17 protein-coding genes are annotated in these 16,527 nt (G+C 64.3%); all 17 read right to left on the bottom strand.

Annotated features, from left to right (window positions below):
• Nucleotides 1–19 precede the first annotated feature (19 nt).
• Nucleotides 20–778, bottom strand: coding sequence for a biotin--[acetyl-CoA-carboxylase] ligase (locus DQG17_RS03605; protein WP_255415631.1), 759 nt, complete (start codon nucleotides 776–778; stop codon nucleotides 20–22).
• Entirely contained in the window at nucleotides 768–2,210 is a 1,443-nt protein-coding gene (nuoN, locus tag DQG17_RS03600) for an NADH-quinone oxidoreductase subunit NuoN (protein ID WP_116131402.1), read from the bottom strand. Before nuoN ends, DQG17_RS03605 begins: the two co-directional genes overlap by 11 nt.
• A 1-nt stretch (nucleotide 2,211) precedes the next feature.
• Entirely contained in the window at nucleotides 2,212–3,762 is a 1,551-nt protein-coding gene (locus DQG17_RS03595; protein ID WP_116131401.1) for an NADH-quinone oxidoreductase subunit M, read from the bottom strand.
• Nucleotides 3,763–3,765: 3 nt separating this feature from the next.
• Nucleotides 3,766–5,865, bottom strand: a complete 2,100-nt coding sequence (gene nuoL, locus DQG17_RS03590) for an NADH-quinone oxidoreductase subunit L (protein ID WP_116131400.1) — start codon at nucleotides 5,863–5,865, stop codon at nucleotides 3,766–3,768.
• A gap of 6 nt (nucleotides 5,866–5,871) precedes the next feature.
• Entirely contained in the window at nucleotides 5,872–6,177 is a 306-nt protein-coding gene (gene nuoK, locus DQG17_RS03585) for an NADH-quinone oxidoreductase subunit NuoK (protein WP_116131399.1), read from the bottom strand.
• Nucleotides 6,178–6,293: 116 nt separating this feature from the next.
• Entirely contained in the window at nucleotides 6,294–6,905 is a 612-nt protein-coding gene (locus tag DQG17_RS03580; protein WP_116131398.1) for an NADH-quinone oxidoreductase subunit J, read from the bottom strand.
• A gap of 4 nt (nucleotides 6,906–6,909) precedes the next feature.
• On the bottom strand, nucleotides 6,910–7,311 hold the full coding sequence (locus DQG17_RS03575; protein WP_116131397.1) for a carboxymuconolactone decarboxylase family protein: 402 nt from the start codon (nucleotides 7,309–7,311) through the stop codon (nucleotides 6,910–6,912).
• Nucleotides 7,308–7,802 carry an NADH-quinone oxidoreductase subunit NuoI gene (gene nuoI / locus DQG17_RS03570; RefSeq protein WP_116131396.1) on the bottom strand — a complete coding sequence of 165 codons (495 nt, stop codon included), beginning with the start codon at nucleotides 7,800–7,802 and terminating at the stop codon, nucleotides 7,308–7,310. Before nuoI ends, DQG17_RS03575 begins: the two co-directional genes overlap by 4 nt.
• 3 nt (nucleotides 7,803–7,805) lie before the next feature.
• Nucleotides 7,806–8,843 (bottom strand): NADH-quinone oxidoreductase subunit NuoH, encoded by a 1,038-nt coding sequence (gene nuoH, locus DQG17_RS03565; protein ID WP_116131395.1) that lies wholly within the window; start codon nucleotides 8,841–8,843, stop codon nucleotides 7,806–7,808.
• A 326-nt stretch (nucleotides 8,844–9,169) separates the two neighbouring features.
• Entirely contained in the window at nucleotides 9,170–11,188 is a 2,019-nt protein-coding gene (gene nuoG, locus DQG17_RS03560; RefSeq protein WP_116131394.1) for an NADH-quinone oxidoreductase subunit NuoG, read from the bottom strand.
• Between the two features lie 199 nt (nucleotides 11,189–11,387).
• A complete protein-coding gene (locus DQG17_RS21610; RefSeq protein WP_157973510.1) occupies nucleotides 11,388–11,564 on the bottom strand; it encodes a hypothetical protein in 177 nt (58 codons plus the stop codon).
• A 267-nt stretch (nucleotides 11,565–11,831) separates the two neighbouring features.
• Nucleotides 11,832–12,245, bottom strand: a complete 414-nt coding sequence (locus tag DQG17_RS03555; protein WP_232829313.1) for an MAPEG family protein — start codon at nucleotides 12,243–12,245, stop codon at nucleotides 11,832–11,834.
• 28 nt (nucleotides 12,246–12,273) lie between these two features.
• Nucleotides 12,274–13,554 (bottom strand): NADH-quinone oxidoreductase subunit NuoF, encoded by a 1,281-nt coding sequence (nuoF, locus tag DQG17_RS03550; RefSeq protein WP_116131392.1) that lies wholly within the window; start codon nucleotides 13,552–13,554, stop codon nucleotides 12,274–12,276.
• 13 nt (nucleotides 13,555–13,567) lie between these two features.
• Entirely contained in the window at nucleotides 13,568–13,822 is a 255-nt protein-coding gene (locus tag DQG17_RS03545) for a DUF5337 domain-containing protein (RefSeq protein ID WP_232829312.1), read from the bottom strand.
• Nucleotides 13,823–14,968, bottom strand: coding sequence for an NADH-quinone oxidoreductase subunit E (locus DQG17_RS03540; RefSeq protein ID WP_116131391.1), 1,146 nt, complete (start codon nucleotides 14,966–14,968; stop codon nucleotides 13,823–13,825).
• Entirely contained in the window at nucleotides 14,968–15,243 is a 276-nt protein-coding gene (locus tag DQG17_RS03535) for a hypothetical protein (protein WP_116131390.1), read from the bottom strand. The genes DQG17_RS03540 and DQG17_RS03535 overlap by 1 nt, the downstream gene beginning before the upstream one ends.
• 37 nt (nucleotides 15,244–15,280) lie before the next feature.
• On the bottom strand, nucleotides 15,281–16,525 hold the full coding sequence (locus DQG17_RS03530) for an NADH-quinone oxidoreductase subunit D (protein WP_116131389.1): 1,245 nt from the start codon (nucleotides 16,523–16,525) through the stop codon (nucleotides 15,281–15,283).
• Nucleotides 16,526–16,527: the final 2 nt, after the last annotated feature.

The following is a 16,527-nucleotide window of genomic DNA, read 5'->3' as shown; positions in this document are numbered from 1 at the left end:
GCGGCCCGCGCCTCCCGGATCAGTTGAAATGGATCTCCGCCGCGGCGATCGCGCGGCGGCCTTGCGGAGTTTTCAGCACAAGGCTGCCCGACGTGTCGATGGTCTCGAAGATTCCGGTGACTTCTTCGCTTGGCATCCGGGCAGTCACTTCGGCGCCAAGGCGCGTGGCGCGGGCCAGCCAGGCGGCGCGGACCGGCGCGAACCCGAAGGTCGCAAGCTGCGCCTCGTGCCGGGCATAGGCGGGCGCGAGGGCGTCGAGAAACGCCTCGGGTGCAATCCGCACCCCCATCGCCCCGGCCAGCGACACCGGCGGCACCGCGCGGGGTTCGACCTCGCCGGCCGTCGGGGCCGCGGCAAGGTTCACCCCGATCCCGACCGACAGGTAGCTGAGCGCACCGCTGTGGCCGGAAGATTCGAGCAAGATGCCCGCCACCTTGCCACCGTTCAGCAGCACGTCGTTCGGCCATTTCAGCGCAAAGGATTCGGCCCGCCCGGTCACGGTCACGAACGCATCATACAGCGCAAGCGCGGCGACAAAGCTGCGCAGCGCCGCCTGCTGCGGCCCGTGCGACGGCCGCACGACCAGAGTCGCCGCGAAGTTGCCCGCAGGGTTGGTCCAGGGACGACCACGGCGGCCGCGGGCCGCCGTCTGTCTCAGTGCCAGTATCCAGGTCGGCCCGCTGAGCGCGGGCGCCCGCCGCGCCGCCTCGGCCATGGTGCTGTCAACCTCGGGCAGCACCAGCCGGTCATAGCCTGCAGGCCAGGCCTCAGTTGACAAGAGAGGCTGCTGCAGATGCGGCCATCCCGTCAAGACCGAACAGGTTCACAACCCCCAGCACCATCAGCGCCGCGGCCCCAACCAGGACGGTGACCTGAACGACGCTCATCGAGCCATCGATTGCCGGACCCTCGTCGCTGCCGAAATACATGTAATAGACGATCCGCAGATAGTAGAACGCCGCGATGACCGAGGCGATGGCGCCGAGAACCGCAAGCCAGACGAGGCCGGCGTCAAGCGCCGCGGTCAGCACCGCGAACTTCCCGAAGAAGCCGACCAGCGGCGGTACGCCCGCCAGGCTGAACAGCAGCACCAGCATCGCCATGGCCTTCACCGGCTCGCGTTTCGACAGCATGTTCAGCCCGTCGATCCGCGTCACGTGCTGGCCGTCGCGTTCCATCGACAGGATGAAGGCGAAGGTGCCGATGTTCATGGTGACATAGATCGCCATGTAGATCAGCATCGCCTGCACGCCCCGCTCGGTCCCGGCGGCAAGGCCCATCAGCGCAAAGCCCATGTGGGTGATCGAGGAATAGGCCATCAGCCGCTTGATGTCGCGCTGCCCGATCCCGGCAAGCGCGCCGAGATACATCGACAGCACCGCAAGCAGCGCCAGGATCTGTTGCCAGTCGGCCACCGCGGCGCCGAAGGCGTCATAGAGCGCGCGCGCGATCATCGCCATGGCAGCCATCTTGGGCGCCGTCGCAAAGAAGGCCGTGACCGGGGTCGGTGCGCCCTCGTAAACGTCGGGCGTCCACATGTGGAAGGGCACCGCCGAAACCTTGAAGGCCATGCCCGCAAGCATGAAGGTCAGGCCGAGCAACAGGCCGATGCCCACGTGCCCGTCGGTCGCCGCCGCATAGATCCCCGAGAACAACGTGGTGCCGGCATAGCCATAGGTCAGCGAAGCCCCATAGAGCAGCAGGCCCGAGCTGAGCGCCCCGAGGATGAAGTACTTCAGGCCGGCCTCGGTCGAGCGCACGCTGTCGCGGCGGATCGAGGCGACGACGTAAAGTGCCAGCGACTGCAACTCGAGCCCCATGTAGAGCGCGATCACATCGCCCGCCGAGATCATCATCATCATGCCGATCACCGACAGGACCACGAGGATCGGATATTCGAAGATCAACGAGCCCCGGCGCGAGAAGAACCCCTCGGACAGGATCAGCACGATGGCGGCGGCAAACAGCACCGTCACCTTGGCAAAGCGGGCAAAACCGTCGTCGACGAACATGCCGCCGAAGGCGACGCGCGTAAGGTCGCCCGATACCGAGATCCAGATCGCCACCGCGATCAGCACCGCGGCCGAGATCCAGCTGAGCAACGAGGCGACGCGGTCCTTGCCGGTGTAGACAGCCACCAGCAGCGCCACCATCGCGTATACCGCGAGGAAGATCTCGGGCAGGATCGTTGCAAGATCGGCAGAGGTCATCTCAGTTGTCTCCGGACTGGGCCAGCCGGACGTCCGGCTGATAGTCGTTCAGGGCGGTTTCGTACTGGCCGATCAGGGACGTGACAGAGGGGCCGATCACATTGGTCACCACCGACGGGTAAACGCCAAGCCAGAGCGTCATCACGACAAGCGGCGCAAAGATCGCCTTTTCGCGGGCGGACAGATCCTTGATCGTCTTCAGGCTTTCCTTGATCAGGTCGCCCAGCATCACCTTGCGATAAAGCCAGAGCCCGTAGCAGGCCGAGAATATCACGCCCGAGGTCGCCACGACCGCGACCCAGGTGTTGACCTGGAAGATCGCGACCAGGGTCAGGAACTCGCCGATGAAGCCCGAAGTGCCCGGCAGGCCGACGTTGGCCATGGTGAACACCATGAAGACCAGCGCATAGGCCGGCATCCGCACCATCAGACCGCCGTAAGCGGTGATGTCGCGGGTGTGCATCCGGTCATAGACCACGCCGACGACGAGAAAGAGCGCGCCGGCGACAAAGCCGTGGCTGAGCATCTGAAAGATCGCACCGTCGAGCCCCTGCTGGCTGACCGTGAAGATCCCCATGGTCACATAGCCCATGTGCGCGACCGAGCTGTAGGCGATCAGCTTCTTCATGTCCTCCTGCGCCAGCGCCACCAGCGCCGCATAGACGATCGCGATCGCGGACAGCCAGAACACGAAGGTGCTCATCACCTCGGACCCGACCGGGAACATCGGCAGGCTGAACCGCAGGAAGCCATAGCCGCCCATCTTCAGCAGGATCGCCGCCAGAACCACCGACCCCGCCGTCGGCGCCTGAACGTGGGCGTCAGGCAGCCAGGTATGGACCGGCCACATCGGCATCTTGACCGCAAAGCTGGCGAAGAAGGCGATGAACAGGATGGTCTGCATCCCCCCCACGACCTGGAACCCGAGCACAGACAGCGTGTCCGAGGCGAAGGTATGGGCCAGCAGCGTCGGAATGTCGGTGGTGCCGGCATCGACATACATCGCGATCATCGCCACCAGCATCAGCAGCGAGCCGAGGAAGGTATAGAGGAAGAACTTGAAGGTCGCGTAAATCCGGTTCGGACCGCCCCAGATGCCGATGATCAGGAACATCGGAATGAGGCCCGCCTCGAAGAACAGGTAGAACAGAACCAGATCGAGCGCGGTGAAGACGCCGAGCATCAGGGTTTCGAGCACCAGGAAGGCGATCATGTACTCCTTGACGCGCACCTCGACGTTCCAGCAGGCGCCGATGGTGATCGGCATCAGGAATGTGGTCAGCATCACGAACAGGACCGAGATGCCGTCCACCCCCATCTTGTAGTGCAGCCCCAGCAGCCAGTCGCGTTCCTCGACGAACTGGAAGCCGGTGTTCGAGGGATCGAAGCCGAACAGCAGGAACAGCGAGACAAGGAAGGTCGCCGAGGTCGCGATCAGCGCCAGCCACTTGGCATTCCGCCGGGCCGCCGCATCGTCTCCCTTCAGGAAGAAGGCGAGGATCAGCGCCGCAACCAGCGGCAGGAAGATGATGATCGAGATTAGGTTTTGCATCGCTCAATTCCCCACGATCGACATCCAGGTGACCAGGACCACGATCCCCACGACCATCGCGGCAGCATAGTGGAAGATGTATCCGCTCTGTGCCCGGCCGGCGAGCCGGGTGAAATAGGGGATGATCCCCATGGCGAGTCCGTTGATACCGCCGTCGATGATCGACACGTCGCCACGTTTCCACAGCAGGCGGCCAAGCGCTCGCACCGGCCGGACGAAGATCGCGTCATAGATCTCGTCGAAATACCACTTGTTCAGCAGGAAGCGGTAGAGAACCGGCTGGTTCTTGGCCAGTTGCGCCGGCAGTTGCGGCGAGCGGACATAGAACAGCCAGGACAGGCCAAAGCCAAGCAGCATGGCAATGAAGGGGCTGACCTTGACCCAGACCGGTGCCTCATGCGCGTTGGTCAGCACGTGGTTGTCCGGCCCGAAGAAGATCGCGCCCTGCCCCGGCGCACCGCCAAAGGCTTCGTGCTGGGCGCCGGCGTCGGCGCCATGGCCCTCGGTTGCGGCCTCGGCATGTTCCTCGGTGGCAACTGCGCCATTGGTTTCGGCCGTGGCCTCTGCGGCCAGCGGGATCTCGAAGAACCGCGCCACCTGCTCGGTGTGCCCAAAGAAGGATCCGTGCCAGATCATCCCCGAGAACGCCGCGCCGAAGGCGAGCGCGACCAGCGGGATCAGCATGACACGCGGGCTTTCATGGGCATGCTCGTGGGTGTGATGATCCCCCTTCGGCTTGCCGTAGAAGGTCATGAACATCAACCGCCAGGAATAGAAGCTCGTGAAGGCGGCCGCGATGACCAGCATCCAGAAGCCGAAGCTCGAGGCCGTGGTGCCGCCGGCCCAGGCGCTTTCGATGATCGCGTCCTTGCTGATGAACCCGGCAAAGCCGATGCCCGTCAGCGGGATGCCGACCCCGGTGATCGCAAGCGTGCCGATCATCATGATCCAGTAGGTCACCGGCAGCTTGGCCTTCAGCCCGCCATAGTTCCGCATGTCCTGTTCGTGGTGCATCCCGTGGATCACGGAACCGGCGCCAAGGAACAGCATCGCCTTGAAGAAGGCGTGGGTCAGCAGGTGGAACATCGCCGCCGAATACATCCCGACGCCGGCGGCCACGAACATGTAGCCAAGCTGCGAGCAGGTCGAATAGGCGATCACGCGCTTGATGTCGTTCTGCACCAGACCGATCGTCGCCGCGAAGAAGGCGGTGATGGCCCCGATATAGACAATGAAGGTCCGCGTATCGGCCGCATATTCCATCAGCGGCGACATCCGGCAGACCAGGAAAACGCCCGCCGTCACCATGGTGGCAGCGTGGATGAGCGCCGAGACCGGTGTCGGGCCTTCCATCGCGTCCGGCAGCCAGGTGTGCAGGAAGAACTGGGCCGACTTGCCCATGGCGCCGACGAACAGCAGGAAGGCGAGCAGGTTCGCGGCGTTCCAGTCGCGCCACAGGAAGCTGACGGTGCTTTCCGCAAGCGTCGGCGCGGCGGCAAAGACATCGTTCAGCTGCACCGAGTCGACCATGAAGAACAGGCCCGCAATGCCAAGCGCAAAGCCGAAGTCACCGACACGGTTGACGATGAAGGCCTTCATCGCAGCCTCGCCCGCGCTTTCCTTGCGATAATAGAAGCCGATCAGCAGGTAGGAGGCGAGGCCCACGCCCTCCCAGCCGAAGAACATCTGCACCAGGTTGTCTGCGGTCACGAGCGCCAGCATCGCGAAGGAGAACAGCGACAGGAAGGCGAAGAACCGCGCCTTGTAGGGCTCGCCCTCGGGGAAGTTGATGTCGTGATCCATGTAGCCGAAGCTGTAGAGATGCACGAAGGCAGACACCGTGGTGACGACCACAAGCATGATCGCGGTCAGACGGTCGAGCCGGATCGCCCAGTCGGCGACCAGACTGCCAGAGTCGATCCAGCGCAGCAGCGTGATGCTCTGCGGCTCGCCCACCGTGAAGAAGACGATCCAGCTGAGGAAGCAGGCCAGAAACAGCAGGCCCGTTGCGGTGATCATTCCGGCGCGTTCGCCGATCATCCGCCAGAACAGGCCGCAAATGATTGCGCCGACCAGCGGGGCAAAGAGTATGATCGCGGTCATGGACCCTTACCCCTTCATGTTGTTGACGTCTTCCACCGCGATCGTGCCGCGGTTTCGGAAGAAGCAGACCAGAATGGCGAGGCCAATGGCGGCCTCGGCGGCGGCGACTGTCAGGACGAACAGCGCGAATACCTGGCCGGTGAGATCGCCCAGATAGGCCGAGAAGGCGACGAGGTTGATGTTGACCGACAGAAGAACCAGCTCGATCGACATCAGGATGACGATGACATTCTTCCGGTTCAGGAAGATGCCAAAGATGCCGATGACGAAGAGTATCGCCGCGACACTCAGGTAATGTTCCAATCCGACCATGTGCGGTCCCTCGATCCTTAGTCCGCGCCCCTTGTCGGGCGGTTGGTTACGGCGCCGGTCGCGCCGCTGCCGTTATTCGCTATCCGACACGCCGGGTGCCGGGCTGGCTCAGTCGGTCACAGCCCCTGACCAGGCTTGATGTCATGCATGTCCAGCGCCTTGACCGGATCGCGGTACATCTGCGCCAGGATGTCCTGCCGCTTGATGTCCCGGCGATGGCGCAGGGTCAGCACGATGGCGCCGATCATCGAGACCAGCAGGATCAGGCCGGCAAGCTGGAACAGCAGGAAGTACTTGTCATAGAGCAGCAGCCCGATCGAGGCGGTATTGTGCGGCCCCGCACCGACCGAGTTGGGCAGGTCGTTCATGACGACGCCGGCGCCGGTCTGCCAGTTGCCGAACACCATGACGAGCTGGATCACCAGCACCAGCGCAATCACCAGCGCCAGCGGCAGGCTTTTCGCCATCTCGGCGCGAAGCACGGCAAAATCGACATCGAGCATCATGACGACGAACAGGAACAGCACCGCGACCGCGCCGACATAGACGATGATCAGCAGCATGGCGACGAACTCGGCGCCAAGCAGCACCATCAGACCGGCGCCGGACAGGAACGCGAGGATCAGCCACAGCACCGAATGCACCGGGCTGCGCGAGATTACGGTGAACAACCCGCCGCAGATCAGCGTGATAGAGAACAGGAGAAAGGTGAAATCGACTGCGGTCACTGGACTAGCCTTCCTTCTTCTCTGCGATCACGGATTGCGCAAGCTGCATGGCCTTGGTCATCGCCGGCACGCCGCCGAAGATCGACATCTGGCCGATCACCTCGGCGATCTCCTGCGGTGTCGCACCGGCCTGCATCGCATGGCGGACCGTGACCTTGATCTGCGGCTCCATCTGCGCGCCCTGCGCGACCAGCGCCCCCAGCGTCACGAACAGACGCGTCTTTGCGTCAAGCCCGCCGGGGTTGAAGGTCTTGCCGAAGGACATTTCCATGGCGTCCTTGGGCATCGTCGGCAGCATGGCGGTGAAGTCCGGCAGCTGCAGTTTTTCAAGCGCCGGATTCATGGCCTTGGCCATCTCCTGGCTTTGCTGGATCATCTGCTGGAAGAGCTTTGCAAAATCATTCATCGGTAGGGTGCATCCAGCTCGATGTTGCGGGCGATTTCGGCCTCCCAGCGGTCACCGTTGTCGAGCAGCTTCTGCTTGTCGAAGAACAGCTCTTCCCGGTTCTCGGCCGTGAACTCGAAGTTCGGCCCCTCGACGATGGCATCGACCGGGCAGGCCTCCTGACACAAGCCGCAATAGATGCACTTGGTCATGTCGATGTCATAGCGCGTGGTGCGGCGGCTGCCGTCGGCGCGCGGCTCGGCGTCGATCACGATGGCCTGGGCCGGACAGATCGCCTCGCACAACTTGCAGGCGATGCAGCGTTCCTCGCCGCTCGGATAGCGCCGCAGCGCATGTTCGCCGCGGAATCGCGGGCTGAGCGGTCCCTTCTCGTGCGGGTAGTTCAGCGTCGCCTTCGGCGCCATGAAATACTTCATCCCGAGCCTGAAGCCCTTGAAGATATCCACCAGCAGAAAGTACTTGCCGGCCCGGTTCCAGTCTATTGCCGTCATCGGTCAGCCTCCAATCGCCCAGCGGGCCCAAAAGCCGCCGAGAACCCCGAATTTCGCAAGGAACGCCACCAGCACGACCCAGCCGAGCGACATCGGCAGGAACACCTTCCAGCCAATCCGCATCAGCTGGTCATAGCGATACCGCGGCACGATCGCCTTGGTCATCGAGAAGATGAAGAAGAAGAAGCCCATCTTGGCAATCAGCCACAGGATCCCGTCGGGCAGACCGGGGATCGGCGACAGCCAGCCACCGAAGAACAGGATCGACATCAGCGCGCACATCAGCACGATCGCGATCAGCTCGCCCATCATGTAAAGCAGGAAGGGCGTCGAGGAATATTCCACCTGATAGCCCGCGACCAGTTCCGATTCAGCTTCGGGCAGGTCGAACGGCGGACGGTTGGTTTCGGCATGCGCCGAGATCAGGAACAGGAACACCATCGGCAGGTGCGGCAGCCAGTACCAGTTCAGCAACCCGAAATGGCCGCGCTGCGCCTCGACGATATCCGAGAAGTTCATGGACCCGGTCGAAATCACGACGCCGATGATGATCAGCCCGATCGAGACCTCGTAGGAAATCATCTGCGCCGCCGACCGCAGCGACCCGAGGAACGGGTATTTCGAGTTCGACGCCCAGCCGCCCATGATGACGCCATAGACCTCGAGCGAGGACATGGCGAAGACATAGAGGATCGCAACGTTCATGTTGGCGATCACCCAGCCGTCGTTGAACGGGATCACCACCCAGGCGATCAGCGCCAGGACGAACGAGATCATCGGTGCCAGGAAGAACACCACCTTGTCGGCGCCCGAGGGCACGACGATTTCCTTGGCGATGTACTTGATGAAGTCGGCAAAGCTTTGCAGCAGGCCGAAGACGCCCACCACGTTCGGGCCCTTGCGCTGCTGCACCGCGGCCCAGATCTTGCGGTCCGCATACATCAGGAAAGCCAGCGAGACGAAGAGGATGATCGTGAACAGGAGACATTCGAGTGCAATCAGCACGACAGTCCCCAGCCCCGTGTTCAGAAAGTCAGCCATGGTGCCTCATCTTCCTCAGACCGTAGGTATGTCCCGCGCGGCGCGCCAATCGGCGCCCCCGTTCCGGATCGGGCCGGCCGTCGCTGCGGAACGCTGGCGAGATCGTGTAAACCGCATCCCGAACCCAAACGCCAGCCTCTAGTGGGGGTCTTGTGCGCAGATGTCGCGCGATTCGAAGCATGTTTCTAGGGCTTTGTCCGAACCGGTCGCAACCTGCACAAATGACCGCCGCAAAGGCCGGGGCAGAGCGCCCCGGCGATGCGGGTTTCAGCCTGGCGACGTCGCTTGTCCGTGACACCGCGGCGTCGCACTGCCGCGCCACCACGCTACTCCGCCGCCAGCGAGGTTGCGCCCCGGGCCTTGGCCATGGCCGACAATTCGGCCATCAAAGCGCTCGCCCGGGCGATCGGGTTGGTCAGATAGTGGTCCCGGATCGCCAGCCGGAAATCGGCATCGCCGAGCGGCCCGGCATCCGGCACGGAGCCTTCGTTCTGTGGCACCTGATCGATCATCCCGAGGTGCGGCACAGCCGCAACCAGCGCGCGCCGAAGCTGTTCGATACTGTCCCAGGGCAAGGTCGCCTCCAGTTCGGCCGACAGCGCCCGCAGGATCGCCCAGTTCTCCTTGGCCTGCCCCGGGGGGAAGCCCGCGCGGATCGCCAGTTGCGGCCGACCCTCGGTATTGACGAACAGCCCGCGTTCCTCGGTCCAGGCAGCGCCGGGCAGGATCACGTCTGCGCGATGTGCGCCGCGGTCGCCATGGCTTCCCTGATAGATCACGAAGGGACCGGCGGCGACGTCAACCTCGTCGGCGCCCAGGTTATAGATCACCTCGGCACCCGCGATGCAGGCCTCGATCCCGCCTTCGGTGACGGCGCCCACATCCATCGCGCCGACCCGGCCCGCGGCGGTGTGCAGGATCAGCACCTTCGATTGTGCCACCTCGGCCATGCGCAGCACGGTGGCCAGCACCGCGGCGCCATCGGCCTCGTTCAGCGCGCCCTGCCCCAGGATGATCAGCCCGGCATCGCCGTGCTTGTCCGAGTGGTCCATGCCCGCCAGTTTCTCGAGCGCCGCACGATCGGTGCCAAGATGGGTATAGTCATAGGTCAGATCGACCGGCTGGCCGACCAGTCCGATATTGGCACCGGCAATCCAGGCCTTGCGGATGCGGGCGTTCAGCACCGGCGCCTCGTTGCGCGGGTCGGTACCGATCAGCAGGATCGTCTGCGCCGTGTCGATATCCTCGATCCGGGCATTGCCGACATAGCCAAGCCGGTTCCCCGCGGGCAGCCGGGCACCATCGGTGCGGCATTCGACCGTCCCGCCCAGGCTCTCGATCAACTGCTTCAGCGCAAAGCTCGCCTCGACCGGGGCAAGATCGCCGACAAGGCCAGCGACCTTCCTGCCCTTCATTGCGGTCGCAGCAGCGCCCATCGCCTCGGCCCAGGTCGCGGGCTTCAGCTTGCCGTCCACCCGCACATAGGGTGTATCGAGCCGTTGCCGGCGCAAGCCGTCCCAGACGAACCGGGATTTGTCCGACAGCCATTCCTCGTTCACCGCGTCGTTGTTGCGCGGCAGGATTCGCATGACCTCGGGGCCCTTGGTGTCGACACGGGTGTTCGACCCGAGCGCATCCATGACGTCGATGGTCTCGGTCTTGGTCAGTTCCCAAGGCCGGGCGGTAAAGGCATAGGGCTTCGAGACCAGCGCACCGACCGGGCAGAGGTCGATGATGTTGCCCTGCAGGTTGCTGTCGAGCGTCTGGTTCAGATAGCTGGTGATCTCGCTGTCCTCGCCGCGGCCGGTCTGGCCCATCTGGGAGATCCCGGCGACTTCGGAGGTGAATCGCACACAGCGGGTGCACGAGATGCAGCGGGTCATGTGGGTTTCGACCAGCGGGCCGAGGTTCAGGTCCTCGGCGGCGCGCTTCGGCTCGCGATAGCGGCTGAAGTCGACACCATAGGCCATCGCCTGGTCCTGAAGGTCGCATTCCCCGCCCTGATCGCAGATCGGGCAGTCGAGCGGGTGGTTGATGAGCAGAAACTCCATCACCCCCTCGCGGGCCTTCTTGACCATGGGCGAGTTGGTCCTGACCTCGGGCGGCTCGCCGTTGCGGCCGGGCCGCAGATCCTTGACCTGCATGGCGCAGGATGCCGCCGGCTTCGGCGGGCCACCGACCACTTCGACCAGACACATCCGGCAATTGCCGGCAATCGACAGCCGCTCGTGGTAGCAGAACCGCGGAACCTCGATCCCGGCCTGTTCGCAGGCCTGGATCAGGGTCAGGGCGGGGTCGCATTTCACTTCCCGACCGTCGATTATGATTGTGCGTAGGTCACTCATGCGCTGCCTCCAGCTCCTTCGCGGGATTGCTCCCATCAAGGCCACCGGAGATGTGAGCGCCCTCCGGAATCCTGTTTTCGGATTCTTCCTAGCGTCTTCTCGGGGGAAGTCCAATCTGCGATTTCGCCGCGATGGCCCTCTGCCGGTGGCAGTTTCGTCGCGGCTGTATCGTGGCGGGCGCCGAAATGGCGCGCCGCAATCAGGACGGTTGGTGAATCTGGCGGTGCAACGTATCGAGCGGGCCGACATGCAGCGTTTCGACATGCGCCTGTCGCACCGAAGGCGCAGCGTCGCGGTCGGCCACAGACTGGGTCAGGCTGAGCATCAGCGTGAACGCAGTCAATGCGGCGGCGGCAATCGTAATCTTGCGAAACATCGGTGGCTCCTGTCCTGCTGTCCGCGGCCCTGCGCAAAGGCGGCCGGCTCTGTCTTTCGACTTGGGGCCGTCGGGGAAGGGTTCAATGACCGTCCCGGTCACGGAGCTGTGCAGGGCTGCCAAACCGGCCAGAGACTGCCGGTAGACGCAGCGTCAATCGGCGCAATTTCGCATCCGCCGGCACTGCCGCGGAAAAATGTATCGCAATTGGGATGGCAAAAGGCGGGGCGGCCCCGACACGGCCGGGTCCGCCGCCCGGTCGGGATATCAGCCGAAAAGTGCGACGAGCGCCAGCAGCCCGATCAGGATCGTCATCAGCACGCCAAGCGCATAGAGCATGCTGCGCGGGCCATTCTCGGCGCGACCGATCCCGCGGACATGCACCACGACCATGCCGATGCGGGCCAGAACCGCGATCACTGCAAGCAGGTTGACCCAGAATGGCGGCGCCCCGGCAAGGATCGCCGCCATGACGACCGCCGTGAACGTGCCGACATTGTCGACGCTGTTCTGATAGGCACGGTGGATCCGGTAGACGACCGAGCCATAGTCGGGCGCGGGCGTCGCACCGGAGACCAGCCCCGACCGCGCCTTCGACATGCCCTCCATCGGGCTGAGCACCTGCACCAGCAGCGCGTAGATCACGAGTGCCGCAATGGAAAGCGAATAGGCTTGGGCCACCTGCAATGCTCCTGCCGCGGCAGCGCCGTCACTCGGCGGCGATGCCCTGCTTGTTCTTGATCCGCCATTCGATCTCGTCCCGGAAGTGCCGGATCAGACCCTGGATCGGCCAGGCCGCGGCATCGCCGAGCGCACAGATCGTGTGCCCCTCGACCTGCTTGGTGACGTCGAGCAGCATGTCGATTTCCTCGACCTCGGCCTCGCCCCGCACCAGCCGGTCCATGACCCGCATCATCCAGCCCGTACCCTCGCGGCAAGGCGTGCACTGGCCGCAGCTTTCGTGCTTGAAGAAGGCGGCAAGTCGCCAGATCGCCTTTACCACGTCAGTCGACTGATCCATCACGATCATGCAGCCGGTGCCAAGCGAGGACTTGTTCTCGCGCATCCAGTCGAAATCCATGATCGCATCGCCGCACATGCTGGCCGGCAGCACCGGGCAGGACGCGCCGCCGGGGATCACGGCCTTCAGGTTCGACCAGCCGCCGCGAACGCCGCCTCCGTGCTTTTCGATCATCTCGCGCATCGACATCGACATGCTTTCCTCGAACACGCAGGGCGTGTTCACATGCCCGGTGATCGCGAACAGCTTGGTGCCGGTGTTGTTTGCCCGCCCGAAGCTTGCGAACCAGCTGGCGCCGCGGCGCAGGATCGTCGGCACCACGGCAATCGATTCGACGTTGTTCACGGTGGTCGGACAGCCATAGAGCCCGGCCCCCGCGGGGAACGGCGGCTTCATCCGCGGCATTCCCTTCTTGCCTTCCAGGCTTTCCAGCAGCGCGGTTTCCTCGCCGCAGATATAGGCGCCGGCACCGTGGTGCAGGTAGAGATCGAAATCCCAGCCCGACCCGGCGGCATTGGGGCCGAGAAGCCCCGCGTCATAGGCCTCGTCGATCGCCGCCTGCAGCGCCTCGCGTTCGCGGATGAATTCGCCGCGGATATAGATATAGGCCTGATGCGCCCCCATCGCGAAGGACGCAATCAGAGCCCCTTCGATCAGCAGCTGCGGATCGTGGCGCATGATCTCGCGATCCTTGCAGGTCGCGGGCTCTGATTCGTCAGCGTTGATAACCAGATAGCTCGGCCTGCCATCGCTTTCCTTCGGCATGAAGGACCATTTGAGGCCGGTCGGAAACCCCGCACCGCCACGGCCGCGCAGGCCCGAGGCCTTCATCTCGTCCACGATCCAGTCGCGGCCCTTGCCAATGATCTCGGACGTGCCGTCCCATGCCCCGCGCGACTTTGCGCCGGCGAGGCTGCGGTCCTTCAGACCGTAGATATTGGTAAAGATCCTGTCTTTGTCCTGCAGCATCTCTCAAGTCCTCTCAACGCTTGTCGCCGGTCCGGGCCGCACGCAACATCCGGATCGCAACCACCAGCGCCCAGACGAAGCCGCCCAGGGCCACGAAATAAAACAGCATCTCATACCGCGCCGGCAAGCCGGAAACCGCGACGATAAATGGGGCGAGGATCGCCAGCAGACCGGACGCCGCAATGACCAGCGCCACGATCCGGCCCTGCCGGGCTTGCGCCTTGTCAGCCTCGCCCGGACCCTGCATCTGCGCCGCGCCCCCGGTCACCTAGCCCGCATCCCTGTCGGCCAGCATCGCCTTGGCCTGCCCGACCCAGTCGTCGCGGCTGACACGGCCCGGGAAGCCGGACATGTTCGCATCCATCCACGCCACCTCGGCCGGCGTCCAGGCCGCGATCTGCGATATGTGATAGATCCCAAGATAGTTCAGCACCGCAACCAGCTTCGGCCCGATACCCTTGATCGAGATCAGATCCTCGGGCGTATCCGCAAGCGGCGCGCCGATCCAGGGCGGGCGCACCGGCTCGGGCTTATCGTCGGCCACATCCGCGACCGGCGTATCAGGCTTTCCGACACTTTCGACCGGGGCCTCCTGCACCGTCACGCCGGTCTCGTCGACCGGATGATCCAGCGCCGGGGCCGGTTCGACACGCGCCGGCTCCGGTTGGGCCGACGCCGGTCGCGATTTGACGCCGACGGGGCGGCCGCCGCGGTCGGCCCAGGGGTGCAACAGCGGCACTTCGCTGCCGTCGATCCGGCGCACGGTATCGCCAAGCGCCAGCGCCAGCTCGACCGACGCATTCACCCGATCGGCCTCGTTGCCCTCGGTCAACACCTTCGGGCCGCCCAAGGGCTCTGCCCCCACCCGGCCGTTCTGCGGCCCGGGGGTCGGCACCTCGCCCGCGGCGAGCGCATCGAGGATCTCGGCCAGCCGTTCGCCCGTCAGATCCTCGTAGAAATCCTTGCCGATCTGGACCATCGGCGCGTTGGTGCAGGCGCCGAGGCATTCGACCTCTTCCCAGCTGAACTTGCCATCCGCCGACAGCGTGTGCGGCTTCTCGGCAATCTTCTCGCGGCAGACAGCCATCAGTTCGCCCGATCCGCAGATCATGCAGGTCGTGGTGCCGCAGATCTGGATATTGGCAACCGATCCAACGGGATGCAGCTGGAACATGAAGTAGAAGGTTGCGACCTCGAGCGCCCGGATATGGGCCAGCCCCAGCATGTCGGCCACGTATTCGATCGCCGGCCGCGACAGCCAACCCTCCTGCTCCTGGGCGCGCCACAGCAGCGGAATGATCGCGCTGGCCTGCCGGCCCTCGGGATATTTGGTGATCTGCGCTTCGGCCCAGGCCAGGTTGGCCGGGGTGAAGTCAAAGCTCTCGGGTTGTTCGTGGGAAAGGCGGCGAAGCATCAGGAACGCTCTTCTTGGCTTGGGTCGATGGCGCCGCGCACAGGGACGATCGTCGCGTGGCTGCCCTTCATCCATTCCGCCACGATCGGGCGGGGTTCAACCGGCACGAGCCCCGGCAAGGCCGCATCCGCGGCCACAGTCTGCACCAGACCGGCGCTTTCGCCGGTCAGCACGATCAGCAACTGCTTGCGCGGCGTATCCACCGGCTCGGCCGAGGCCGCGCCCGCGCCAAGCACGAGCGACAGACACAGCCATGATTTATCGGCGATCATCATGGTTCAGTTCCCCGCGCCCCGCGGATCGCCGGCCAGTTCATCGGTCGACCTCGCCGAACACCAGATCGAGCGTGGCGATCAGCGCCGTCATGTCGGCCAGCTGGTGGCCGCGGCCAAGGTGGTCGGCGGCCTGCAGGTGGGCGAAGCCGGTCGCCCGCAGCTTGCAGCGGTACGGCTTGTTGCTGCCGTCCGAAACAATATAGACCCCGAATTCACCCTTCGGCGCCTCAACCGGACAATAGAATTCGCCCGCCGGCACCTTGAAGCCCTCGGAATACAGCTTGAAGTGATGGATCAGCGCTTCCATCGAGGTCTTCATGTCGGCCCGCTTCGGCGGCGTCAGCTTGCCACGCGCCAGCACGTCGCCCTGGTTTTCGGGCAAGCGCAGCTTTTCGATCGCCTGCAGAACGATGCGGACGGATTGGCGCATCTCTTCCATGCGGATCAGATAGCGGTCATAGCAGTCGCCGTTGTTGCCGGTCGGCACGAGGAAGTCGAACTCGTCATAGCATTCATAGGGCTGCGTGCGGCGCAGGTCCCAGGCCAGCCCGGCCGACCGCGCCATCGGCCCGGTCAGGCCCCAGTCGTAAACGTCCTGTTCGGTGACGATGGCAATATCGACCACGCGCTGCTTGAAGATCCGGTTTTCGGTCAGCAGCCCGTCAAGATCGTCGAGCATCGACAGGAACCGCCCGCTCCACTCCTCGATATCGTCGAGAAGGCCCGGCGGCAGGTCCTGGTGCACCCCGCCGGGGCGGAAATAGTTGCAGTGCATCCGCGCACCCGAGGCCCGTTCGAAGAACACGAACAGCTCTTCGCGGCCGACCTCGAACCCCCAGAGCGGCGGCGTCAGCGCGCCGACGTCCATGGCCCCGGTGGTGACGTTCATCACATGGTTGCCGATGCGGGTCAGTTCCGACATCAGAACCCGGATCAGAGAGGCGCGGCGCGGGATCTCGACCCCGCACATCTTCTCGATCGCCATGCAATAGGCGTGTTCCTGCGCCATCGGCGAGGAATAATCGAGCCGGTCCATATAGGGCGCGTTCTGCAGATAGGTGCGGCTTTCCATCAGCTTTTCGGTACCGCGGTGCAGCAGGCCGATATGCGGGTCGGCGCGCTCCACGATCTCGCCGTCCAATTCGAGGACAAGCCTGAGAACCCCGTGCGCCGCAGGGTGTTGCGGCCCGAAGTTGATGTTGAAGTTGCGGATCTGCTGTTCGCCTGTCAGCGCGTCGGTCGAGCCGTCGTCGTACTTGTTGATCCGGGTATCGCCGTCCATAG

It is taken from the genome of Tropicimonas sp. IMCC34043 (genome assembly GCF_003390845.1).
Lineage (GTDB): Bacteria > Pseudomonadota > Alphaproteobacteria > Rhodobacterales > Rhodobacteraceae > Tropicimonas.
This window is presented reverse-complemented; position numbering and strand designations above follow the sequence as displayed.

Excerpts from the sequence above, each read along its gene's own strand:
- nuoG (WP_116131394.1), bottom strand. The coding sequence starts at position 11,188 with ATGAGTGACCTACGCACAATCATAATCGACGGTCGGGAAGTGAAATGC.
- nuoH (WP_116131395.1), bottom strand. The coding sequence starts at position 8,843 with ATGGCTGACTTTCTGAACACGGGGCTGGGGACTGTCGTGCTGATTGCA.
- DQG17_RS03540 (WP_116131391.1), bottom strand. The coding sequence starts at position 14,968 with ATGCTTCGCCGCCTTTCCCACGAACAACCCGAGAGCTTTGACTTCACC.
- DQG17_RS03595 (WP_116131401.1), bottom strand. The coding sequence starts at position 3,762 with ATGCAAAACCTAATCTCGATCATCATCTTCCTGCCGCTGGTTGCGGCG.
- nuoI (WP_116131396.1), bottom strand. The coding sequence starts at position 7,802 with ATGACGGCAATAGACTGGAACCGGGCCGGCAAGTACTTTCTGCTGGTG.
- nuoL (WP_116131400.1), bottom strand. The coding sequence starts at position 5,865 with ATGACCGCGATCATACTCTTTGCCCCGCTGGTCGGCGCAATCATTTGC.
- DQG17_RS21610 (WP_157973510.1), bottom strand. The coding sequence starts at position 11,564 with ATGTTTCGCAAGATTACGATTGCCGCCGCCGCATTGACTGCGTTCACG.
- DQG17_RS03575 (WP_116131397.1), bottom strand. The coding sequence starts at position 7,311 with ATGAATGATTTTGCAAAGCTCTTCCAGCAGATGATCCAGCAAAGCCAG.
- DQG17_RS03535 (WP_116131390.1), bottom strand. The coding sequence starts at position 15,243 with ATGATGATCGCCGATAAATCATGGCTGTGTCTGTCGCTCGTGCTTGGC.
- nuoN (WP_116131402.1), bottom strand. The coding sequence starts at position 2,210 with ATGACCTCTGCCGATCTTGCAACGATCCTGCCCGAGATCTTCCTCGCG.
- nuoK (WP_116131399.1), bottom strand. The coding sequence starts at position 6,177 with ATGGTCGGATTGGAACATTACCTGAGTGTCGCGGCGATACTCTTCGTC.
- DQG17_RS03530 (WP_116131389.1), bottom strand. The coding sequence starts at position 16,525 with ATGGACGGCGATACCCGGATCAACAAGTACGACGACGGCTCGACCGAC.
- nuoF (WP_116131392.1), bottom strand. The coding sequence starts at position 13,554 with ATGCTGCAGGACAAAGACAGGATCTTTACCAATATCTACGGTCTGAAG.